The 20,353-nt window shown below is 67.7% G+C and carries 20 protein-coding genes; 3 read left to right on the plus strand and 17 right to left on the minus strand.

Annotated elements, in window-relative coordinates; all coding sequences use genetic code 11:
* Positions 1-100: 100 nt before the first annotated feature.
* The 16 genes from AC3A6B_RS12895 to rpsB all read right to left on the minus strand — a co-directional run bounded on the left by AC3A6B_RS12895 (position 101) and on the right by rpsB (position 15,279).
* Positions 101-880 (minus strand): TrmH family RNA methyltransferase, encoded by a 780-nt coding sequence (locus AC3A6B_RS12895; protein WP_487837093.1) that lies wholly within the window; start codon positions 878-880, stop codon positions 101-103.
* Positions 877-1,584 (minus strand): ribonuclease HII, encoded by a 708-nt coding sequence (rnhB, locus tag AC3A6B_RS12900; RefSeq protein ID WP_487837094.1) that lies wholly within the window; start codon positions 1,582-1,584, stop codon positions 877-879. The genes AC3A6B_RS12895 and rnhB overlap by 4 nt, the downstream gene beginning before the upstream one ends.
* Positions 1,556-2,701, minus strand: coding sequence for a lipid-A-disaccharide synthase (lpxB, locus tag AC3A6B_RS12905; RefSeq protein ID WP_487837095.1), 1,146 nt, complete (start codon positions 2,699-2,701; stop codon positions 1,556-1,558). The genes rnhB and lpxB overlap by 29 nt, the downstream gene beginning before the upstream one ends.
* 7 nt (positions 2,702-2,708) lie before the next feature.
* Positions 2,709-3,497, minus strand: coding sequence for an acyl-ACP--UDP-N-acetylglucosamine O-acyltransferase (gene lpxA, locus AC3A6B_RS12910; protein WP_487837096.1), 789 nt, complete (start codon positions 3,495-3,497; stop codon positions 2,709-2,711).
* Between the two features lie 13 nt (positions 3,498-3,510).
* Positions 3,511-3,954, minus strand: a complete 444-nt coding sequence (fabZ, locus tag AC3A6B_RS12915; protein ID WP_076997069.1) for a 3-hydroxyacyl-ACP dehydratase FabZ — start codon at positions 3,952-3,954, stop codon at positions 3,511-3,513.
* On the minus strand, positions 3,951-4,937 hold the full coding sequence (gene lpxD, locus AC3A6B_RS12920) for a UDP-3-O-(3-hydroxymyristoyl)glucosamine N-acyltransferase (protein WP_487837097.1): 987 nt from the start codon (positions 4,935-4,937) through the stop codon (positions 3,951-3,953). The genes fabZ and lpxD overlap by 4 nt, the downstream gene beginning before the upstream one ends.
* A 14-nt stretch (positions 4,938-4,951) precedes the next feature.
* Complete coding sequence (locus AC3A6B_RS12925) at positions 4,952-5,482, minus strand: OmpH/Skp family outer membrane protein (protein WP_487837098.1); 531 nt, start codon at positions 5,480-5,482, stop codon at positions 4,952-4,954.
* A complete protein-coding gene (gene bamA, locus AC3A6B_RS12930) occupies positions 5,482-7,896 on the minus strand; it encodes an outer membrane protein assembly factor BamA (RefSeq protein WP_487837099.1) in 2,415 nt (804 codons plus the stop codon). Before bamA ends, AC3A6B_RS12925 begins: the two co-directional genes overlap by 1 nt.
* A gap of 38 nt (positions 7,897-7,934) precedes the next feature.
* A complete protein-coding gene (gene rseP, locus AC3A6B_RS12935) occupies positions 7,935-9,305 on the minus strand; it encodes an RIP metalloprotease RseP (protein ID WP_487837100.1) in 1,371 nt (456 codons plus the stop codon).
* A 24-nt stretch (positions 9,306-9,329) separates the two neighbouring features.
* Positions 9,330-10,517, minus strand: coding sequence for a 1-deoxy-D-xylulose-5-phosphate reductoisomerase (gene ispC, locus AC3A6B_RS12940; protein ID WP_487837101.1), 1,188 nt, complete (start codon positions 10,515-10,517; stop codon positions 9,330-9,332).
* Positions 10,514-11,359, minus strand: coding sequence for a phosphatidate cytidylyltransferase (locus AC3A6B_RS12945; protein ID WP_487837102.1), 846 nt, complete (start codon positions 11,357-11,359; stop codon positions 10,514-10,516). Before AC3A6B_RS12945 ends, ispC begins: the two co-directional genes overlap by 4 nt.
* A 4-nt stretch (positions 11,360-11,363) precedes the next feature.
* Complete coding sequence (gene uppS / locus AC3A6B_RS12950; RefSeq protein WP_487837103.1) at positions 11,364-12,098, minus strand: polyprenyl diphosphate synthase; 735 nt, start codon at positions 12,096-12,098, stop codon at positions 11,364-11,366.
* Complete coding sequence (gene frr / locus AC3A6B_RS12955; protein WP_487837104.1) at positions 12,098-12,658, minus strand: ribosome recycling factor; 561 nt, start codon at positions 12,656-12,658, stop codon at positions 12,098-12,100. Before frr ends, uppS begins: the two co-directional genes overlap by 1 nt.
* 14 nt (positions 12,659-12,672) lie before the next feature.
* Complete coding sequence (gene pyrH, locus AC3A6B_RS12960; RefSeq protein ID WP_487837105.1) at positions 12,673-13,395, minus strand: UMP kinase; 723 nt, start codon at positions 13,393-13,395, stop codon at positions 12,673-12,675.
* A 92-nt stretch (positions 13,396-13,487) separates the two neighbouring features.
* On the minus strand, positions 13,488-14,411 hold the full coding sequence (tsf, locus tag AC3A6B_RS12965; RefSeq protein WP_487837106.1) for a translation elongation factor Ts: 924 nt from the start codon (positions 14,409-14,411) through the stop codon (positions 13,488-13,490).
* A 112-nt stretch (positions 14,412-14,523) separates the two neighbouring features.
* Entirely contained in the window at positions 14,524-15,279 is a 756-nt protein-coding gene (rpsB, locus tag AC3A6B_RS12970) for a 30S ribosomal protein S2 (RefSeq protein WP_487837107.1), read from the minus strand.
* Between the two features lie 189 nt (positions 15,280-15,468).
* On the opposite strand from rpsB, the gene AC3A6B_RS12975 reads away from it, so the two are divergent.
* The 3 genes from AC3A6B_RS12975 to AC3A6B_RS12985 are packed head-to-tail and all read left to right on the plus strand — an operon-like array spanning position 15,469 to position 19,573.
* Positions 15,469-16,800 carry an amidase gene (locus tag AC3A6B_RS12975; RefSeq protein WP_487837108.1) on the plus strand — a complete coding sequence of 444 codons (1,332 nt, stop codon included), beginning with the start codon at positions 15,469-15,471 and terminating at the stop codon, positions 16,798-16,800.
* A gap of 54 nt (positions 16,801-16,854) precedes the next feature.
* Positions 16,855-18,111, plus strand: a complete 1,257-nt coding sequence (locus tag AC3A6B_RS12980) for a D-amino acid dehydrogenase (protein ID WP_487837109.1) — start codon at positions 16,855-16,857, stop codon at positions 18,109-18,111.
* A gap of 13 nt (positions 18,112-18,124) precedes the next feature.
* Entirely contained in the window at positions 18,125-19,573 is a 1,449-nt protein-coding gene (locus AC3A6B_RS12985) for an NAD(P)H-hydrate dehydratase (RefSeq protein ID WP_487837110.1), read from the plus strand.
* 6 nt (positions 19,574-19,579) lie between these two features.
* On the opposite strand, the gene AC3A6B_RS12990 is transcribed toward AC3A6B_RS12985, so the two are convergent.
* Complete coding sequence (locus AC3A6B_RS12990) at positions 19,580-20,341, minus strand: SDR family oxidoreductase (RefSeq protein ID WP_487837111.1); 762 nt, start codon at positions 20,339-20,341, stop codon at positions 19,580-19,582.
* Positions 20,342-20,353 lie beyond the last annotated feature (12 nt).

The raw sequence follows: 20,353 nt of genomic DNA on the forward strand, positions 1-20,353 counted from the left end.
AAGAAGTGACTTTGGGCTGCGACTTTCGTCGAGGAGTTGGCTTGCGTGCGCTGTGGGCGGGGTGTGAGCGGGAAAGCCCTTGATTATAGCCGGCGCGGGCTTATCCCTTGGCCGCGGCGGCACTCGCGTGCAGGCAAATCGCCGCCGCCGCCGCGACGTTGAGCGACTCCTCGCCGCCCGGCTGCGCGATGCGCACGTGCCGCGCCGCGCGCGCCTCCAGAATGTCGGAAACGCCCTGCCCTTCATGCCCCATCAACCAGGCGCACGGGTACGGCAGCTGCGTGCGATGCAGCCAGTCGCCGCGGTGCGAACTGGTGGCGATCCAGGGCACGGCCAGCGCATCGAGCGTCTCTACGCCCGCTCCCTCGATCAGCCGCAGCCCGAAATGCGCGCCCATGCCGGCGCGCAGCACCTTGGGCGCCCACAGTGCAGCCGTGCCCTTGAGCGCGATCACCTGGCCGAAGCCGAAGGCCGCCGCGCTGCGCAGGATGGATCCGACATTGCCGGCGTCCTGCAGGCGGTCGAGCACCACCGTGGGCGCATCGGGGGCGACCGGCGGTCGCGCCGGCAGATCGAGCACGAAGCCCATCGGCGCGGGCGACTCCAGGCCGCTCACGCCGGCGAGCAAGGCATCGGCCAGCACCATGGTCTTGGCCGCCACGCCACTCCATTCGGAGCGCGCCGAAGGCCACAGCGACTCGGCAAAGACCGCCACGGCCGGCCGGACGCCGCGCTCGCGCGCCGCCCGGCACAGGTGATCGCCTTCCAGCCAGACCCGGCCCGCCTTGCGGTAAGCACCCGGGTCGTGCGCCAGCTTGCGCAATTCCTTCAGGAGCGGGTTGTCCCGCGACGTGATGTGGCTGACCTCGTCCGCGGTCATTGAGCGATCCGCACCTCGAGCTGGGCGGTTTCCGCGACCATCTCGCTCAGCATCGCGGCCGTCATGGGCTCCGCTTGCCCCTGCCCGCGTGCGAGCACGGCAGCGACCGGGCTGAAGGATCTGCGGTGGTGCACGCAAGCGCCGTGGCGCAGCAGCGCCTCCAGATGCTCGGGCGTACCGTAGCCTTTGTGGCCCGCGAAGCCGTAGTGCGGGAATTCGGCGTGCAGTTCCTGGCAGAGCCGGTCGCGGTGCACCTTGGCCAGGATCGAAGCGGCCGAGATCGCCTTCACCCGCGCGTCGCCTCCGATGACGGCCTCGGCCAGCACGTCCAGCGTGGGCAGCCGGTTGCCGTCGACCAGCACCTTGGCCGGCTTGAGCCGCAGGCCTTCGACCGCCCGCCGCATGGCCAGCATCGTGGCCTGCAGGATGTTGTGGGTGTCAATCTCCTCGACACTGGCGTGGGCGACCGAGCAGCACAGCGCCTTGGCCAGGATCTGGTCGTTCAGGCGCTCGCGCTGCAGTGCGGTCAGGGTCTTCGAATCGGCCAGGCCGCGGATCGGCCGCAGGTCGTCGAGGATCACGGCCGCGGCCACCACCGGCCCGGCCAGCGGCCCGCGGCCAGCCTCGTCGACGCCGGCCAGGAGCCCGGGCGCGTCCCAGGCCAGCCTGGCCTGCTCAGCCTTCAAGAACTTTCTGGATCGCATCGGCGCACAGTGTCGGCGTATCGCGCTGCAATTCGGCATGCAGCGCGCAAAAACGTTGTTGCAAGGCGTGAACCTTGTCCGGGGAAGCGAGCCAGGCGAGCGTCGCATCGGCCATCGCCTGCGGGGTCGCCGCGTCCTGCAGCAGCTCGGGCACGACGAATTCGCTGCACAGGATGTTCGGCAGGCCCACCCAGGGCTGCAGCTGCTTGCGGCGCATGAGTGCCCACGAAAGCATGTTCATGTTGTAGGCAATCACCATCGGCCGCTTGAACAACGCGGCTTCGAGCGTCGCGGTCCCGCTGGCGATCAGGGTGGCGTCGCAGGCCGCGAGCGCGGCGTGCGAACGGCCGTCGAGCAGTTTCACGCGGCCGACCATGCCGCTGGCCTGCAGCAGCTGCTCGACCTGGTCCCGGAGGCCCGGCAGCACGGGCACGATGAACTGGAGTTCAGGCCGGGCACGCTGCATCAGCGCGGCGGCCTCGAAGAATCTGGCGGCGAGGTAGCGGATCTCCGAACGCCGGCTGCCCGGCAGCAAGGCGACCACCGGCGCTTGCGCGTCCAGTCCGAGCGAGGCGCGTGCGCCGGCCTGGTCGGGCGTCATCGGGATCACATTGGCGATCGGATGGCCGACGTAGCTTGCCTCGATCCCGTGTTCGGCCAGCAGCGCGGGCTCGAACGGAAAAATGCACAGCACATGGTCGGCCGCCGTCCGCAGCTTCTGCACGCGCTCCGGGCGCCAGGCCCAGATCGAAGGGCAAACGAAATGCGCGGTCTTCATGCCGCTGGCCCGCAAGGCGGCCTCGAGATCCAGGTTGAAGTCCGGCGCATCGACGCCGATGAAGAGTTCGGGCCGCTCGAGCACCAGCCTGGCGCGGAGCTGGCGCCGGATGCCGGCGATTTCGGCGTAATGGCGCAGTACCTCGACATAGCCCCGCACGGCCAGCTTTTCCTGCGGCCACCAGCTTTCGAAGCCGCGCGCGAGCATCTGCGGGCCGCCGATGCCGATTGCCTTCATGGCCGGCCAGCGCGCCTGCAGGCCGTCGAGCAGCAGCCCGGCCAGCAGGTCGCCCGAGGGCTCGCCTGCGACCAGTGCGAACTGCCGCTGTGTGTCGGACATGAGCGACCTAGCGCGCGATGCCGCGCGTGGCGCTGGACAGGAAGCCGCTCATCAGCGCGACGTCGGCGGCGGATTCGGGCACCTCGACGGCCAGCGCCGCGATCCCTGCGCGCGCTTCCTCAAGCGTCTTGCCCTGGCGGTAGAGCAGCCGGTGCATCTGCTTCACCGCCCCGATCCGCGCGGCGGAGAAGTCGCGGCGACGCAGGCCGACTACATTGAAACCGCGCACTGCGAGCGGGTTGCCGTCGACCAGCATGAAGGGCGGCACGTCCTGCGCCACCGCGCTGGCGAAACCGATCATCGCGTGGGCGCCGACCGAGACGAACTGGTGGATGCCGGTCAGACCGCCCACCGTCACCCAGTCCGCCAGGTGCACGTGGCCCGCGAGGGTCGTGTTGTTGGCGAGCGTGGTGTGGTCGTCGACCCGGCAGTCATGCGCGATGTGCGTGTAGGCCATGATCCAGTTGTCACTGCCCACGCGCGTCACGCCGCCGGCACCCGGCACGCCGATGTTGAAGGTGCAGAACTCGCGAATCGTGTTGCGGTCGCCGATCACGAGCTCGGTCGGTTCGCCCGCGTACTTCTTGTCCTGCGGGACGGCACCCAGCGATGCGAACTGGAAAATGCGGTTGTCGCGGCCGATGGTGGTGCGGCCCTCGATCACGCAATGCGACCCGATCGTGGTGCCGGCGCCGACCCGCACGTGCGGGCCGATCACGGCATAGGGGCCGACGCTGACCGTCGGGTCGAGTTCGGCCTGGGGGTCGACGATGGCCGTCGGATGAACCTGCGTCATGCCTCGAGCACGATCAATTGATCTGGCGCATCGCGCACATCAGGGTGGCCTCGCACGCCAGCTCGCTGCCGACCAGCGCGCGCCCCTTGAACTTCGAGATGCCGGCCTTCATGCGCTCGATCTCGACCTCGAGCGTGAGCTGGTCGCCCGGCTCCACCGGGCGCTTGAAGCGCGCGCCGTCGATGGCCGCGAAGTAGTACACGGTGTTGTCGTCCGGCACGATGTCCAGCGAATGGAAGGACAGCAAGGCGGCGGCCTGTGCCATCGCCTCGAGCATCAGCACGCCGGGCATCACCGGACGGTGCGGGAAGTGGCCGTTGAAGAACGGCTCGTTCATGGTCACGTTCTTGAGCGCGGTGATGCGCTTGCCCTTTTCCATCTCGAGCACGCGGTCTACCAGCAGGAAGGGGTAGCGGTGCGGCAGCAGTTTGAGGATCTGATGGATGTCGAGCGTCATGATTTTCTGTCTTGCATCGCCGGTTTTTCAAGCGCCTTCAGGCGCTCGCGCAGAGCGTGCAGTTGTTTGAGCGTGGCGGCGTTTTTCTCCCAGGCGGCATTGTCGTCGATGGGAAACACGCCGGTGTACTGGCCGGGCTTGAGAATGGACCGGGTCACCACCGTCGCGGCCGAAATATGCACCCCGTCGGCCAGCTTCAGGTGGCCGAGCACGATCGCGCCGCCGCCGATGGTGCAGTTCGCACCGATGTCCGCGCTGCCCGCCACGCCGACGCAGCCCGCCATGGCGGTGTGCTTGCCGACGCGGACGTTGTGACCGATCTGGATCAGGTTGTCGAGCTTGACGCCATCTTCGATCACGGTGTCCTCGAGCGCTCCGCGATCGATGCAGGTGTTGGCGCCGATCTCCACGTCGTCGCCGATGCGCACCGCGCCGAGCTGCTCGATCTTGACCCAGGCGCCCTCGTGCGGCGCGAGCCCAAAGCCGTCGGCCCCGATCACCACGCCCGGATGCAGCAGGCAGCGCGCGCCGACGACGCAGTCCTCGCTCACCGTCACCCTGGACTTCAGCACTGTCTGCGCCCCGATGCGCGCGCCGCGCTCGACCACGCACAGCGCGCCGATGCGGGCGCTGGGGTCGATCTGCGCGTCGGGGTCGATTACCGCGCTCGGATGGATGCGCGCGCTGTCCGGCCTGGCGTGAGACTGCTTCCAGAGCTGGGTCAGCCGCGCGAAATAAAGGTACGGGTCGGCGGTCACGATGAAAGCGCCGCGCTGGACCGCGACTTCTCGCATGGCGGGCGACACGATGACGCAGCCGGCCTGCGAGGCGGCGAGTTCCTTGCGGTACTTGGGATGGCTCAGGAAGCTGAGCGCATCGGCCTGCGCCGTCGCCAGCGGCGCAAGCCGCTCGATCGACAACGCGGGGTCCCCCTGCAGTTCGCCCCCGAGGGCTTCAACGATTGCGCCTAGCCGCAGTGCCACGCCAATTCGCGGCGCTACTTGCCGCCGGCAGAAGTGGACGCGTTCAGCGCCTTGATCACCTTCTCGGTGATGTCGTGCTTCGGATTGATGTAGATCGCCTCCTGCAGGATCGCGTCGTACTTCTCGGCCTCGGCCACTTGCTTGACCACGCGGTTGGCGCGTTCGTAGACCTGCTGCAGCTCTTCGTTCTTGCGTGCGTTGAGGTCTTCCTGGAATTCGCGGCGGCGGCGCTGGAAATCGCGATCCTGATCGACCAGGGAGCGCTGGCGGGCCACGCGCTGGCTTTCGGACAGCGTCGGCGCCTCGCGCTCGAACTTTTCGGATGCCGCCTTGAGCGCCTCGCCCTGCGCCGTCAGATCCTTCTCGCGCTTCAGGAACTCTGACTCGAGCTTCGCCTGCGCGGCCTTGGCCGGCTGCGCTTCACGCAATACGCGATCGGGATTGACGAAACCGATGCGGAAAGTTTCTTGCGCGTGCGCGGGCGCACCCATGAGGGCGAAGGCGGGGATCAGCAGCGCACCGGCGGCACGAAGCAATGGATTCATTAGAAAGAGGTTCCGATCTGGAATTGCAGGCGTTGAATTCTATCCTTCGGGATCGGATGCAACGGGTCGGTCAGGTCTTCATCCTGCTTCCTGACCGGGATGGCGTAAGCCAGGCGCAGCGGGCCCAGCGGCGAGATCCAGCTGATGCCCAGGCCGACGGAGGCGCGGAGCTTCTTCGCAGCCTTCCACTGGGCGTCGGTCGAGAAGGCGTCCCGCGTGCCAAACACGTTGCCGATGTCGAAGAAGCCGTAGAGGCGCAGCGTGCGGTCGTTGCCGGCGCCGGGGAACGGCGTGCTGAGCTCGGCGTTGAAGATCGCCTTCTTGGTGCCGCCCAGCGCAGCGCCTTCGGTCTGCCCCAGCAGCGGAACATCGCGAGGTCCCAGCGAGTTCTGCTCGAAGCCGCGGACCGAACCCAGGCCGCCGGCGTAGAAATTCTTGAAGATCGGGTATGGCTTGCCGCCGTACGCCTTGCCGTAGCCGACCTCGCCGTTGATCGCAAAGGTGTATTGCTTGCTGATCGGAAAGAACTGCTGGTACTGGTAGTTGGTCTTCAGGTACTTCATGTCGCCGCCCACGCCCACCTCGAGGTTGGCGCGCTGCAGGCGCCCGCGGGTCGGCACCAGGGCGCTGTCGCGGTCGTCGCGCGACCAGCCGACGGTCAACGGCACGCCCCAGACGCTGTCGTTGGTGCAGCCGGTGACAAGACCCGACGCGCTGGTGCTGCAGCCGAAGTAGTTGCGGTACGACTGCGGCGTCAGGAAGGCGACATTTCCGCCCGGGTCGAAGCGGTAGCGCTCCAATCCGATGCCGAAGAAGACCGTGTCGACTTCACTGAACGGCACGCCGAATTTGATGGTGGCGCCTTCATTGACCAGCCGGTAGTCGCCGTCGACGCTGTAGTAGGGCCGCGTGGTCGTGTGGTAGATGCCGAAGGTGCGCGAGATGCCGTCCTTCGTGAAGTAGGGGTCCGTGGTCGTCAGCGAGAGCGCGCGGTTGTACTTGCTGGTGTTGACCTGCAGCCCCAGGTAGTTGCCGGAGCCGAAGACATTCTCCTGCGCGATGCCGAAGGTGAAGGACACCTTCTCGGCGCTCGAAAAACCCGCACCCAGCTGCAGCGTGCCTGTCGGCTTCTCCGCCACATTGATCGCCAGATCGACCTGGTCCGGCGAGCCCGGCACCTCCTGCGTCTCGACGTTCACCTCGGTAAAGAAGCCCAGGCGGTCCACCCGGTCGCGCGACAGCTTGATCTTGTCGCCGTCGTACCACGACGCCTCGTACTGGCGGAACTCGCGCCGGATCACCTCGTCCCTCGTGCGGTTGTTGCCCCCGATGGCCACCCGCCGCACGTACACCCGCCGCGAGGGCTCCGCCTTCAGCGTCAGGCTCACCCGGTTGTTGCTGCGGTCGATCTCCGGCTCCGCCTGCACCCGCGCGAACGCATAGCCGAAAGTGCCAAAGTAGTCGGTGAAGGCCTTGGTGGTCTCCGTCACCAGCTCGCCGTTGTAGGGCTCCCCGGGCCGGATCGTCACCAGCGACTTGAACTCCTCCTCGCGCCCGAGGTAGTTGCCCTCCAGCTTGACCCCGGCCACCACGAACTTCTCGCCCTCGGTGAGGTTCACCGTGATCGCGAGGTCCTGGCGGTCCGGCGAGATCGCCACTTGCGTGGAGTCGATGCGGAACTCCAGGTAGCCGCGCGTGATGTAGTAGGAGCGCAGCGTCTCCAGGTCGGCGTTGAGCTTGGCGCGCGAGTACTGGTTGCTCTTGGTGTACCAGCTCATCCAGCCGCCCGCGTCCTGGTCGAAGAGATCCAGCAGCGTGCCTTCGCTGAAGGCCTTGTTGCCCACGATGCGCACTTCGCGGATGCGCGCGGGCTCGCCTTCTGTCACGGTGAAGGTGAGGTTGACTCGGTTGCGCTCGATGGGCGTGACGGTGGTGACGACCTGGGCGTTGTACAGGCTCCTGCTGACGTACTGGCGCTTGAGCTCCTGCTCGGCGCGGTCGGCCAGGGCCTTGTCGTAGGGGCGGCCGTCGGCCAAGCCCACTTCGCGCAGCGCCTTCTGCAGCGCGGCCTTGTCGAACTCCTTGGTGCCCACGAAGTCGACGTCGGCGATGGTGGGGCGCTCCTCGACGATGACCACCAGCACGTTGCCGCTGACGTCGATGCGCACGTCCTTGAAGAGACCGAGGTCGAACAGCGCACGGATGGCAGCGCTGCCGCGCTCGTCGCTGTAGGTGTCGCCCACGCGCAGCGGCAGGGAAGCGAAGATGGTGCCGGGCTCCACCCGCTGCAGGCCTTCGACCCGGATGTCGCGTACCGTGAAGGGCTCGACGGCCCAGGCGGCCGTGGCAGCGAGTGCACTGGCGACCACCGCGGCAACGCTGCGCAGGCGAAAGCGACTGAATTTATTGTTCATCTGTGAATTGAGCCGGCGCGGAATGGGCCGGCAGAAAGTTAACCAAAGAGTCGAGTCACATCGTTGAAGAGTGCGATCGACATCATGACCAGCAGCAACGCGACACCCCCGCGTTGGAGCCGTTCCATCCATGCATCGGAGACGCTCTTACCGGTCAGGCCCTCCCAAAGATAATACATCAGGTGCCCTCCATCGAGGACCGGCAGCGGCATGAGGTTCAACACGCCGAGACTCACGCTGATGAGCGCGAGGAACACCAGGTATTGCGTGAGACCCATGCTGGCGGATTTGCCCGCGTAGTCGGCGATCGTCAACGGCCCGCTCAGGTTCTTGATCGAGGCTTCGCCGATCAGCATCTTGCCCATCATGCGCACGGTGAGTGCCGACACCTCCCAGGTGCGGACCACGCCGCGCCAGACGCCATCCACCACGCCCAGCCGCACCGTCACCATCTCCGGTGGCGCACCGACATAGGCGCCGACGCGGCCGACCTTGGTCGCAGCTTCGTCGCGCACCTCCGGCGTGACTTCGATGCGAAGCATCTGACCGCCGCGCTCGATCTCCCAGGTCTGCGCGCGCGGCTGACCGCCATCGACCGAGGCGCGGATGACATCGCGCAATTGCTGGCCGTCGACGATGGCCATGCCGCCAACCGAGCGCACAACGTCGCCGCGACGCAGGCCCGCGCGCTCCGCGGCGCCCCCTGCCATCACCTCGCCGATCTCGGGTCGCGTCAGCGGTGCCACCACGCCGATCTTGCGGAACATTTGCGCGTCGGCATCCTTGGCCTCGATGCGACTCAGAGGCAGCACGATCTCGCGCGCAGACCGGGTGCCCTCCCCTGCGATTTCGAGCGTCAGATCGCGGCCGTCGAGCGCGCCGCGCGTCATGCGCCAGCGCAGGTCTTCGAAGGACTGCACGGGCTCCAGGTCGCCGTCGAAACCGGCGCGCGTGATGTGCTCGCCGCCGCGCAAGCCGGCCTGCTCGGCCAGCGAAGCGGCCACCGGCCGGGCCAGCTTCGCGACCGGCTCCTCGACGCCGATCCAGTTGACCGCGGTGTAGAGCACGACCGCCAGCAGAAGATTGGCGATCGGGCCGGCGGCGACGATGGCGGCACGCGAACGCAGCGGCTGGGTGTTGAAGGCGCGGTGCCGCTCCTCGGGTGCCACGGGACCCTCGCGCTCGTCGAGCATCTTCACGTAGCCGCCGAGGGGGAACGCGGCGATCACGAACTCCGTGTCCTGGCCGGGGTGCTGGCGCTTGGGCTGCCAGCGATACAGCGTCTTGCCGAAGCCGATCGAAAAGCGCAGCACCCTGACCCCGCATGCGACCGCCACCCGATAGTGGCCGTACTCGTGCACCGCGATCAGCAAGCCGAGCGCGACGATGAAGGCAACGACTGTGAGCATGGGGACCCCCGGCGTATGGAAAAGTCAGGCTGCGAAGCGTAGCGCTGCGGCGTTGGCAGCAGCCCGGGCGCTGGCGTCTAGTGCCAGCAGGTCGGCCAGCGATGCCGGGTTGGAGGGCAGCACCGCCTCCAAAGTTTCCATGTTCACCGCATGGATGCGGTCGAAGCGCAGGCGATGATGCAGGAATGCTTCGACCGCGACCTCGTTGGCCGCATTGAGCACTGCGGTCGTGCCGGGGGCAGCGCGCAGCGCCTGCCAGGCGAGCCCGAGGCCGGGGAACAGCAGCGCGTCGGGCGCATCGAAAGTCAGCGCCGCCATCTGCCGGAAATCGAGCCTGGCGGCACCGCTCTGGATGCGCTCGGGCCAGGCCAGCCCCACCGCGATGGGCACCCGCATGTCGGGCGTGCCGAGTTGCGCGATCACCGAGGCGTCGGTGAACTGCACCATCGAATGCACCACGCTCTGCGGATGGATCACGACCTCGATCTGCTCGGGCGACACGCCGAACAGGTGGCGCGCCTCGATCACCTCGAGCGCCTTGTTCATCATCGTGGCGGAATCCACCGAGATCTTGCGACCCATGACCCAGTTCGGATGCGCGCAGGCCTGCTCGGGCGTCACGGTGCCGAGCGTATCGGGCGAGCGGGTCCGGAACGGGCCGCCGGATGCCGTCAGGATGATCTTGTCGATGCGCCGCGGCCAGGTGGCCGGATCTTCCGGCAGCGACTGGAAGATCGCCGAATGCTCGCTGTCGATGGGCAGCAGCGTCGCCCCGCCCTCGCGCACCGTGCGCATGAACAGCTCGCCGCCGACCACCAGGGCCTCCTTGTTGGCAAGCAGCAGCCGCTTGCCGGCGCGGGCAGCCGCGAGGCAGGGTCCGAGCCCGGCCGCGCCGACGATGGCGGCCATCACGGCATCGCATTCCTCGTGCGAGGCGATCGTCTCGATGGCGTCCGCGCCCTGCAGCACGCGCGTGGGCAGGCCGCTCAGCTTCAGCTTGTCGGCCAGCAGCCGGGCATGCGAGGGGCTCGCCATGACCGCGAACCTCGGCGAAAACTGCACGCACTGGGCCAGCAGTTCGTCGACCTTGGTCGCGGCCGAGAGCGCGAACACCTCGAAGCGCTCGGGATGCCGGGCGATCACGTCGAGGGTGCTGGCGCCGACCGAGCCGGTCGAGCCGAGCACCGTGATGCGTTGTCTTTTCGTGTTCACAGGAAAGCCAACATCATGGCAATGGGCAGCGTCGGCAGCAAGGCGTCGACGCGATCGAGCACGCCGCCGTGGCCCGGCAGCAGGGCGCTGCTGTCCTTGGCGCCAGCGCTGCGCTTGATCAGCGACTCAACCAGATCGCCCACCACGCTCATCGCCGCCAGAAACACCACGCCGATCAGCAGCAGCCACCATCCGCGCTCGGCCAGCCGCGTGTAGAGGCTGGCCACCACGGGCTGGGCGGCTGCGTCGGCCCAGACCCAGGCCAGGGCCAGAACGAGAACGCCGGCCATGCCGCCCCAGACACCCTCCCAGCTCTTGCCGGGGCTGATGGTGGGCGCAAGCTTGTTGCGCGTGAACCTGAGCCCGAAGGCGCGCCCCGCGAAGTACGCAAAGATGTCGGCCACCCACACCAGCACGAGGATCGACAGCAGGAAATTGATGCCGACCATGCGGGCCTTGACCACAGCAAGCCACGCGACCCAAAGCACCAGCAACCCGCCGACCAGGCGCAACCCTCTCGGGACGCGCGGCCAACCCGGCACGGCGACGCGCAGCAGCGCCGCCCCGCCGAGCACCCAGGCGGCGCTGGCGAAGATCCAGACCGGCAGCAGCGACTGATCCAGCAGTCCCAGCCACCAGGACAGGGCGCAAAGCACGAGCGTCTCGAGTCCCACGAACAGCGACAACCTCGGCCCATAGCCGTTGAGCCGCCCCCATTCCCAGGCCGCGGCGGCAATCAGCGCCAGCATCACGCAGGCAAAGGGCACATGCGACGGATAGAAAAGCGCCGGCAGCAGGATCGCCAGCAGGACGATCGCAGTGATGATGCGTTGTTTGAGCATTCGCTCAGGCTGCCTGCGGATCGCGCCATGCGTTGCCCGCGACCTGCGCGGAAGTCTGGCCGAAGCGGCGCTCGCGGCGCTGGAAGGCGGCAATGGCTTCGTCGAGGGCGGCCTCGTCGAACTCGGGCCAGAGGCGATCGCTGAAGAACAGCTCGGCATAGGCGCTCTGCCACAGCAAGAAGTTCGACAGCCGCTGCTCGCCGCCGGTACGGATGAACAGATCGGGATCCGGCACGTGCGACAGCGCCATCGCCGCATCGAGGTTGGCCTCGGTCAGCGGTTCGCCGCGCGCGGCGAGCTGGGCCGCGGCGCGCGCGATGTCCCAGCGGCCGCCGTAGTTGAAGCAGACATTGAGCACCAGCCGGGTGTTGTGGGCCGTCGCCGCCTCCGCCTGCAGCAGGCCGGCGGCGATTTTTTCGGACAGGCCTCCGCGTTCGCCGATGAAATGCAGCCGCACGCCGTCATGGCTCAACTTCGGCACCTCGCGGCCGAGCGCACCGACCATCAGGTCCATCAGCCCGGAAACTTCCTCCACGGGCCGGTTCCAGTTCTCGGAGGAGAAGGCGAACACGGTGAGAACCGCGACGCCGCGATCGACACAGGCCTTGACGCAGCGGCGCAAGGACTCGACGCCCTGCTTGTGCCCCGCGACGCGCGGCAGAAAGCGGCGCGTGGCCCAGCGGCCATTGCCATCCATGACGATGGCAATGTGGTGGGGTATGGCAGGCGACGTTGTCATCAGACGGCCATGATCTCCGCTTCCTTGGCCGCCACCAACCGGTCGATCTCGCCGATGTGGCGATCGGTCACCTTCTGGATCTCTGCCTCGGCCCGCTTCTGATCGTCCTCGGACGCCAGCTTGTCCTTGACCAGCTTCTTGATCGCATCGTTGGCGTCGCGGCGCAGGTTGCGGGTCGCGATCTTGGCGGTCTCGCCCTCGTTGCGCACCAGCTTGGTCATCTCCTTGCGGCGCTCTTCGCTCATCGGCGGCAGCGGCACGCGGATCAGGTCACCCATCGATGCGGGATTCAGGCCGAGGTCGCTTTCGCGAATCGCCTTCTCGATCTTGGCGCCCATGCCCTTTTCCCAGGGCTGGACGCTGATGGTGCGCGAATCGAGCAGCGACACGTTCGCCACCTGCGAGAGCGGCACCGAGGAGCCGTAGTACTCGACGTGGACCGAGTCCAGCAGCGCCGGATTGGCGCGGCCGGTGCGGATCTTGGTCAGGTTGTTCTGGAATGCGGCGAGCGACTGGTTCATCTTGGTGTCGGTCGCATCGCGGATTTCGGCAATGGTCATCTTCTTGGTCCTCTTCAGGCATGCACCAGCGTGCCCTCGTCCTCGCCCATCACGACGCGCTTGAGCGCGCCGTTCTTGAAGATCGAGAACACCTTGATCGGCAGGTTCTGGTCGCGGCACAGCGCGAAGGCCGTGGCGTCCATGATGCCGAGATTCTGCGCGATGGCTTCGTCGAAGCTCAAGCGCGAGTAGCGCGTCGCGCTCAGGTCCTTCTTGGGGTCCGCGGTATAGACACCGTCGACCTTGGTGGCCTTGAGCACCAGCTCCGCGCCGATCTCGGCGCCGCGCAGCGCTGCCGCCGTGTCCGTCGTGAAGAAGGGGTTGCCGGTGCCGGCCGCGAAAATCACGACCTTGCCCTCTTCGAGGTACTGCAGCGCCTTGGGGCGAACGTAGGGCTCCACGACCTGCTCGATCGCGATGGCGGACATCACGCGGGCGATCAGGCCCTGCTTGTTCATCGCATCGGCCAGCGCCAGGGCGTTCATGACGGTCGCCAGCATGCCCATGTAGTCGGCGGTGGCGCGGTCCATGCCCACCGAGCCGCCGGCCACGCCGCGGAAGATGTTGCCGCCGCCGATCACGACGGCGACCTCGACCCCCATGTTCACCACTTCGGCCACCTCGCCGACCATGCGCACGATGGTCGCCCGATTGATGCCAAAGGCGTCGTCACCCATCAAGGCCTCGCCCGACAGCTTCAACAAGATCCGCTTGTGGGCTGGTCGGGTGTCGGACATGGGTGGGTTCCTTTGGGGTTGGCGGGGCGAGTGTAAAACGTGATTGCGAGAAAGCGGCGGCACGCAGTGCGCGCCGTCGCCTGGGGCGGCGCTCAGGCTGCCGCTTTGGCCGCAGCGACCTGCGCCGCCACTTCTGCCGCGAAGTCGTCGACCTTCTTCTCGATGCCTTCGCCGACCACGTAGAGGGTGAAGCCCTTGATCGAGGTGTTCGCCGCCTTGAGCATCTGCTCCACCGTCTGCTTGTCGTTCTTCACGAAAGCCTGGTTGTGCAGCGAGACTTCCTTCAGGTACTTCTGAACGCCGCCTTCGATGCGCTTGGCCACGATGTCGGCCGGCTGCGGCTTCTTGCCTTCGGCTTCGGCGGCCTTGCGGTCTTCCTCGGCCTTGCCGGCGGCGACCGCACGCTCTTTCTCGATCAGGTCGGCCGGCACGTCGGCGCTGGAGATGGCCACCGGCTTCATCGCGGCGATGTGCATCGCAACGTCCTTGGCCGAGGTGTCGTCGCCCTCGAACTCGACCATCACGCCGATGCGCGTGCCGTGCAGGTACGAGGCCAGCTTGGCCGTACCGGCGAAGCGCTTGAAGCGGCGGAAGCTCATGTTCTCGCCGATCTTGCCGACCAGGCCCTTGCGCACGTCTTCCAGCGTCGGGCCGAACCCGTCCTGTTCGTAGGGCAGCGCACCCAGCGCGGCCAGGTCGGCCGGGTTGTGCTTGGCGACCAGCATCGCCGCGGCATTGGCCATGGCGAGGAAGCTGTCGTTCTTGGTGACGAAGTCGGTTTCGCAATTGATTTCGATCATCGCGCCGGCGTCGCCGCCGACGAACGCCGTGACCACGCCTTCCGCCGTGATGCGGCCCGAGGCCTTGCCGGCCTTGTTGCCGAGCTTGATGCGCAGCAGCTCTTCGGCCTTGTCCATGTTGCCGTCGGCCTCGGTGAGGGCCTTCTTGCATTCCATCATCGGGGCGTCGGTCTTTGCGCGCAGTTCGCCGACCATGCTTGCGGTGATTGTTGCCATGTCGTTTCTCCGTTCGGTTTGTCAGTTGCGGCGGCCGGCACCGGGCGCCGCGAAAATCAAGTTAAAAAAAAGGGGCAACAAAGCCCCTTCTTCAGGCTCGCGAGAGCGCAGATCAGGCGGAAGCACCCTCTTCGACTTCGACGAATTCATCGCCGCTGCCTTCGGCCACGGCCTTCACCACGTCGCTGACCGCGCTGGCGCGGCCTTCGATGATCGCGTCGGCGATGCCGCGGGCGTACAGCGTGACGGCCTTGGACGAGTCGTCGTTGCCCGGGATCACGTAGTCGATGCCTTCAGGCGAGTGGTTGGAATCGACCACGCCGATCAGCGGGATGCCGAGCTTCTTGGCTTCGGCCACGGCGATCTTGTGGAAGCCCACGTCGATCACGAAGATGGCGTCGGGCAGCGAGGTCATGTCCTGGATGCCGCCGATGTCCTTCTCGAGCTTCTCGATCTCGCGGGTGAAGGTGAGCTGCTCTTTCTTGCTCAGGCTGTCGAGGCCGGCTTCCTGCTGGGCCTTCATGTCCTTCAGGCGCTTGATCGAGGTCTTGACGGTCTTGAAGTTGGTCAGCATGCCGCCGAGCCAGCGGGTATCCACAAAGGGCACGCCGGCGCGACGGGCTTCGGCCGCCACGATCTCGCGGGCCTGGCGCTTGGTGCCGACCATGAGGATGGTGCCGCGGTTGGCGGTGAGCTGCTTGGCGTACTTCATCGCTTCCTGGAACATCGGAAGCGACTTTTCCAGGTTGATGATGTGAATCTTGTTGCGATGGCCGAAGATGTACGGGGCCATCTTGGGGTTCCAGAAGCGCGTTTGGTGACCGAAATGGACACCGGCTTCCAGCATTTCGCGCATGGTCGTCGACATAGAAATAACTCCAAAGGTTGGGTCTAAAATCCAGCCCGTTTTGTGCACCTTCCTTCGAAGGAAGAGAGGTTCACAACACCTTGAATGGGCTGGTTTGCGGATGCATCTCGCCTCGGGAAAATGCCCATGGCGAAACCCAAGGAGTATAGCACGCACCACCCCATCCCCTCCTCTGTAGCCACCCTCACCATGCGCCCTGACCTGCACGCCACCCGCCTCGCCCTGCTGGCGGGCGCCTCCGATGCGCGCACCGAAATGGAGCACTCCATTGCGCAGGCCCAGTCTCCGGCCTGCCGGCACGTTTTTACGCGCACCCTGTTCGACGAGGCGCGCCATGCTGCGGCATCCGCTAGCCCGCAGCAACGCCTGGCCGGTCTTGCATTTTCCGCCAAGGATCTGTTCGACCTGCGCGGCCAGCCGACGCCGGCCGGCTCGGTGGTGCTGGCCCATGCGCCGGCGGCCAAGGCGGACGCCCCGGCGGTCGCGCGCCTGCGCGCTGCCGGCGGCGCGCTCATCGGCCGGACCAACATGACCGAGTTCGCCTTCTCGGGCGTGGGCGTCAACCCGCACCACGGCACGCCGGCCAACGCGAGCGATGCCGCAACGCCGCGCATCCCGGGCGGCTCGTCGTCCGGGGCTGCGGTTTCGGTGGCGAGCGGCGCCGCCTTCATCGGGCTGGGCTCCGACACCGGCGGCTCGATCCGCATCCCGGCCGCGCTCAACGGCATCGTCGGCTTCAAGAACACCGCGCGGCTGGTGCCGGCGGACGGCGCGCTGCCGCTGTCGACCACGCTCGACACCGTCTGCGCCATGACGCGCTCGGTGCGCGATGCGATCGCCGCGCACGAAATCCTCGCCGCCCGGCGCGTCACCGCCGGCACCGCACCGCTGTCCGCCTACCGGCTGGCAGTGGTCAAGGATCTCTTCTTCGACGAAATCGAGCCCGCAGTGGCAAGCGCCTTCGAGCGCACGATACGGACGCTGCACGCTGCCGGTGCCCGCATCGACGAGGTCGCGCTGCCTGAACTGGCCGACCTGCGCTCGATCAATGCCACCGGCGGCTTCTCCGCAGCCGAGGCCTACGCCTGGCACCGCCTGCTGCTGGAGCGCAGCGGCGCCGGCTACGACCCGCGGGTGGCGCAGCGGATCCTCAAGGGCGCGACCATGAAGGCTCACGAGTACATCGACCTGGTCCACTCACGCCGGGACTGGATCACCCGCATGGAACGGGCGCTCGCGCCCTTCGACGCCGTGCTCTCGCCCACCGTGCCGATCAGCGCGCCGGCCATCGCCAGCGTGGCGCCCGGCGCAGAACGCGACGAGGCCTTTTTCCGCATCAACGCGCTGCTTCTGCGCAACCCGTCGGTCGTCAACATGCTCGACGGCTGTGCGATCTCGCTGCCTTGCCACGTCGACGGCGAATTGCCCGTCGGCCTCATGCTTTGGCATGGCGCCCTACACGACGACGCGCTGCTCGCGATCGCACTGCAGGCCGAACGCGAGCTACAACGACAGCACTAGCGGCCCTGCACATCGCAGGCAGGCGCCGGCATACATTTCACCGCAAAGAATCGAATGAAAATCGCGATCGTGGGCGCCGGAATCATCGGCGTCACCACAGCCTGGGAGCTGGCGTCGGACGGGCACGAAGTGGTCGTTTTCGAGCGCCGCGGCGCCGCCGCAGAGGAATCCAGTTTCGCCAATGCCGGCGTGGTCGCACCGGGCTATGTCACGCCCTGGGCCGGCCCGGGCATGCGGGGCAAGGTGCTGCGCTCGCTGCTCTCCACGCACGGCGCCATCAAGCTGCGCTGGCCGCTGTCGCGGCGCGACCTGTCCTGGATGGCGCACTGGCAGCGCGCCTGCAAGCTCGAAACCTACCTGAGCAACCGCGCGCGCATGCAGCGCCTCGCCTTCTACAGCCGCACACGGCTGCACGAGATCACCGAGGCACGCGAGCTCAGCTACGAACGTGCCGACGGCTACCTGGTGCTGCTTCGTTCCAAGCGCGAGAAGAAGCTCGTTCAAGCCGGCCTGGAGGTACTGCGAGCGGCAGGCAGCAGCTTCCGCGAGGTGGATGCGGACGAGGCCCGCAAGATCGAGCCCGCGCTCAGCGCCGACACCCCGCTTGCCGGCGCCATCTACCTGCCGGAGGACGAGGTCGCCAACTGCCGGCAGTTCGCACTGTTGCTCAAGTGGGAGGCCGAAGCGCTGGGCGCCCAGTTCCACTTCAACTGCGACCTCGCGCCGCTGAAGCGCGCGGCGCCGACCGAGCTCTCGCTTGCGAGCGGATCGGAGGGCCATCGCTTCGACGCGGTCGTGGTGTGCGCCGGCGTGGCCTCGGCCGATCTGCTGCGGCCGCTCGGCCTGCGCATTCCGCTCGCGCCGGTCTACGGCCATTCGATCAGCGCCAATATCCGCGAACCGCTCAACGCACCGCGCAGCGCCGTGATGGACGAGCGCTATAAGGTGGCGATCTCCCGCCTCGGCCTGCGCGTGCGGGTGGCCGGAAGCGCCGAGCTCGGCGGTTCGCTCGGCGCGATGCACCCCACCGCGCTGCAAACGCTCTACAAGGTGCTGCACGACTGGTTTCCGGGTGCTGTCACCCTGCAGGCCGGCGTTCAGCAATGGAAAGGGGCGCGCCCGATGCTGCCGGACGGACCGCCCATCATCGGGCCGAGCGGCATACCCGGCGTGTGGCTCAATCTCGGCCATGGCTCGAGCGGCTGGGCCCTGTCATGCGGCAGCGCGCGCGTTCTGGCGGACATGATGGGTGGCCGCGACGCGGGTGTCGACCTCGAAGGCCTGGGTATCGAACGCCTGCTGCAACACTGAAGCAGAAGCGTCCATGCAGCGCATCACCGCCGCCACCGCCGCCCCGCTGTTCGATGTCGCGGCCTCCCGGCGGATCGAACAGGCGGCCGCGGCCGTTCTCCCGCCGCACACGCTGATGCAGCGAGCAGGCCTGGCAGTTGCGCGCCTGGCGATGGCGATTGCGCCCCACGCGCGCACGATCTGGGTCGCCTGCGGGCCCGGCAACAACGGCGGCGATGGCTTCGAGGCGGCGGCGCAGTTGCAGCAGCGCGGTTTCGCGGCGGTTGTCACGCGGATCGGCGACGACAGCCGCCTGCCGGCCGACGCGCGCGCTTCGCTGCAACGCGCACGCGAGGCCGGCGTGCGCTTCGCGGATGCGCCGCCGCAGCATGCCGATCTCGCCATCGATGCCTTGCTCGGGATCGGCTCCGCGCGCCCGCCCAAGGGCTTGATGGCCGACTGGCTGCGCCGCATGCACGCCGGCTCCGCGGCCGTGCTCAGCGTCGACACGCCTTCGGGCCTGAATGCCGACACCGGCGTGCTGTCGATGGAATTCCCGCCAGCGCCCGCAGGGGTCCGGCGTACCTGTTTGAGCCTGCTGACGCTCAAGCCGGGTCTCTTCACGGGCCAGGGCCGCGATGCGACCGGCGAGGTGTGGTTCGACGACCTCGGCATCGCACCAGCTGCCGAGCAAGCCGCGGCTTGCCTGTCCGGCACACCGTCCGAACAAGCGCGGCGGCACGCTTCCCACAAAGGGAGCTACGGCGACGTGGCCGTGATCGGAGGCGCGCCCGGCATGGCCGGCGCTGCCTTGCTTGCGGCTTCCGCAGCCTTGAACGCCGGCGCCGGGCGCGTGTTCGTCGCCCCGCTCGACACCCAACTCGCCATGCTCGACCTCGTGCAGCCCGAGCTGATGTTCCGGCGTCCGGAAACGCTGGACTTGAGCGCCATGACGGTCGTTTGCGGCTGCGGCGGCGGGTCGGCGGTGCGCGATCTTCTGGCGCAAGTGATAGGGACAGCCCGTGCGCTGGTGCTCGATGCCGACGCGCTCAATGCCATCGCAGGCGAAGACGTCTTGCGGACCCTGCTCGTTGCACGCACGCGGGCGAACCGCGCCACTGTGCTCACGCCCCATCCCCTGGAAGCGGCGCGGCTGCTGAACGTGAGCGCGACCGACGTGCAAGCCGACCGGCTGCGTGCCGCGCATCGGCTCGTGGAGCGCTTCGGTGCGACGGTCGTCCTCAAGGGTTCGGGCACCGTCGTGGCCGCACCGGGTACCACGCCCGTGATCAACACCACCGGCAGCGCCCGGCTCGCCAGCGCGGGCACGGGCGACGTGCTGGCCGGCATGATCGGCGCCGCGCTGGCGGCCGGTCGCCCCGCCATGGCCGCGGCCTGCGAGGCGGTATGGCGACACGGCCACCGGGCCGACCTGTGGCCGGCGGACAGCCCGCTCACCGCCAGCGCGCTGGCGCGCGCCTGAGCGCGCCTATCCGCGCCCGACGAACGGCATCTTGGTGGCCATCACCGTGTGGAACAGCACGTTGGCCTCCAGCGGCAGGTTCGCCATGTAGAGCACCGACTGGCCGACGATGGACACGTCCATCACCGGCTCGATCGCGATCTCGCCGTTGGCCTGCGGCACGCCCTTGGCCATGCGCGCGGCCAGCTCGGTCAGCGCGTTGCCGACATCGATCTGCCCGACCGCGATATCGTGCTTGCGCCCATCGAGCGACGCCGTCTTGGTGAGCCCTTCCACCGCGTGCTTGGTCGCGGTGTAGGCCATCGAGTTGGGCCGCGGCGAGGTGGCGGAGATCGAGCCGTTGTTGATGATGCGGCCGCCCCTCGGCGTCTGCGCCTTCATCGTGCGAAAGGCTTGCTGGATGCAATAGAACATCCCGTTCAGGTTGATGTCGACCACACCTCGCCACTGCTCGGGCGTCCAATCCTCGAACGGGCCGGGCGGATTGCCGACACCGGCGTTGTTGAACAGCAGGTCGACGCGGCCGAAGCGCTCCACCGCGGCGGCGAACAGCGCCTGCACCGACTCCGGATTGGCGACGTCGGTGGGCACCGCAAACGCGCGCGCGCCGGCGCCCGAGGCATCGGCCACATCCTCAAGCGGCTCGAGCCGGCGGCCTGCCAGCACCACGCTCCAGCCGTCGCCCAGCAAGGCGAGTGCGGCGGCGCGACCGATGCCGGTGCCGGCGCCCGTGACGACCGCGATGCGACTCTTCTTTTCAACGCTCATCTTCGTTTCTCC

This window comes from Variovorax sp. Soil_C_33, assembly GCF_057656935.1.

Coding starts and splice junctions, on each gene's coding strand:
- AC3A6B_RS12895 (WP_487837093.1), bottom strand. CDS start 880: ATGACCGCGGACGAGGTCAGCCACATCACGTCGCGGGACAACCCGCTC.
- rnhB (WP_487837094.1), bottom strand. CDS start 1,584: ATGCGATCCAGAAAGTTCTTGAAGGCTGAGCAGGCCAGGCTGGCCTGG.
- lpxB (WP_487837095.1), bottom strand. CDS start 2,701: ATGTCCGACACACAGCGGCAGTTCGCACTGGTCGCAGGCGAGCCCTCG.
- lpxA (WP_487837096.1), bottom strand. CDS start 3,497: ATGACGCAGGTTCATCCGACGGCCATCGTCGACCCCCAGGCCGAACTC.
- fabZ (WP_076997069.1), bottom strand. CDS start 3,954: ATGACGCTCGACATCCATCAGATCCTCAAACTGCTGCCGCACCGCTAC.
- AC3A6B_RS12925 (WP_487837098.1), bottom strand. CDS start 5,482: ATGAATCCATTGCTTCGTGCCGCCGGTGCGCTGCTGATCCCCGCCTTC.
- bamA (WP_487837099.1), bottom strand. CDS start 7,896: ATGAACAATAAATTCAGTCGCTTTCGCCTGCGCAGCGTTGCCGCGGTG.
- rseP (WP_487837100.1), bottom strand. CDS start 9,305: ATGCTCACAGTCGTTGCCTTCATCGTCGCGCTCGGCTTGCTGATCGCG.
- AC3A6B_RS12945 (WP_487837102.1), bottom strand. CDS start 11,359: ATGCTCAAACAACGCATCATCACTGCGATCGTCCTGCTGGCGATCCTG.
- uppS (WP_487837103.1), bottom strand. CDS start 12,098: ATGACAACGTCGCCTGCCATACCCCACCACATTGCCATCGTCATGGAT.
- frr (WP_487837104.1), bottom strand. CDS start 12,658: ATGACCATTGCCGAAATCCGCGATGCGACCGACACCAAGATGAACCAG.
- pyrH (WP_487837105.1), bottom strand. CDS start 13,395: ATGTCCGACACCCGACCAGCCCACAAGCGGATCTTGTTGAAGCTGTCG.
- tsf (WP_487837106.1), bottom strand. CDS start 14,411: ATGGCAACAATCACCGCAAGCATGGTCGGCGAACTGCGCGCAAAGACC.
- rpsB (WP_487837107.1), bottom strand. CDS start 15,279: ATGTCGACGACCATGCGCGAAATGCTGGAAGCCGGTGTCCATTTCGGT.
- AC3A6B_RS12975 (WP_487837108.1), top strand. CDS start 15,469: ATGCGCCCTGACCTGCACGCCACCCGCCTCGCCCTGCTGGCGGGCGCC.
- AC3A6B_RS12980 (WP_487837109.1), top strand. CDS start 16,855: ATGAAAATCGCGATCGTGGGCGCCGGAATCATCGGCGTCACCACAGCC.
- AC3A6B_RS12985 (WP_487837110.1), top strand. CDS start 18,125: ATGCAGCGCATCACCGCCGCCACCGCCGCCCCGCTGTTCGATGTCGCG.
- AC3A6B_RS12990 (WP_487837111.1), bottom strand. CDS start 20,341: ATGAGCGTTGAAAAGAAGAGTCGCATCGCGGTCGTCACGGGCGCCGGC.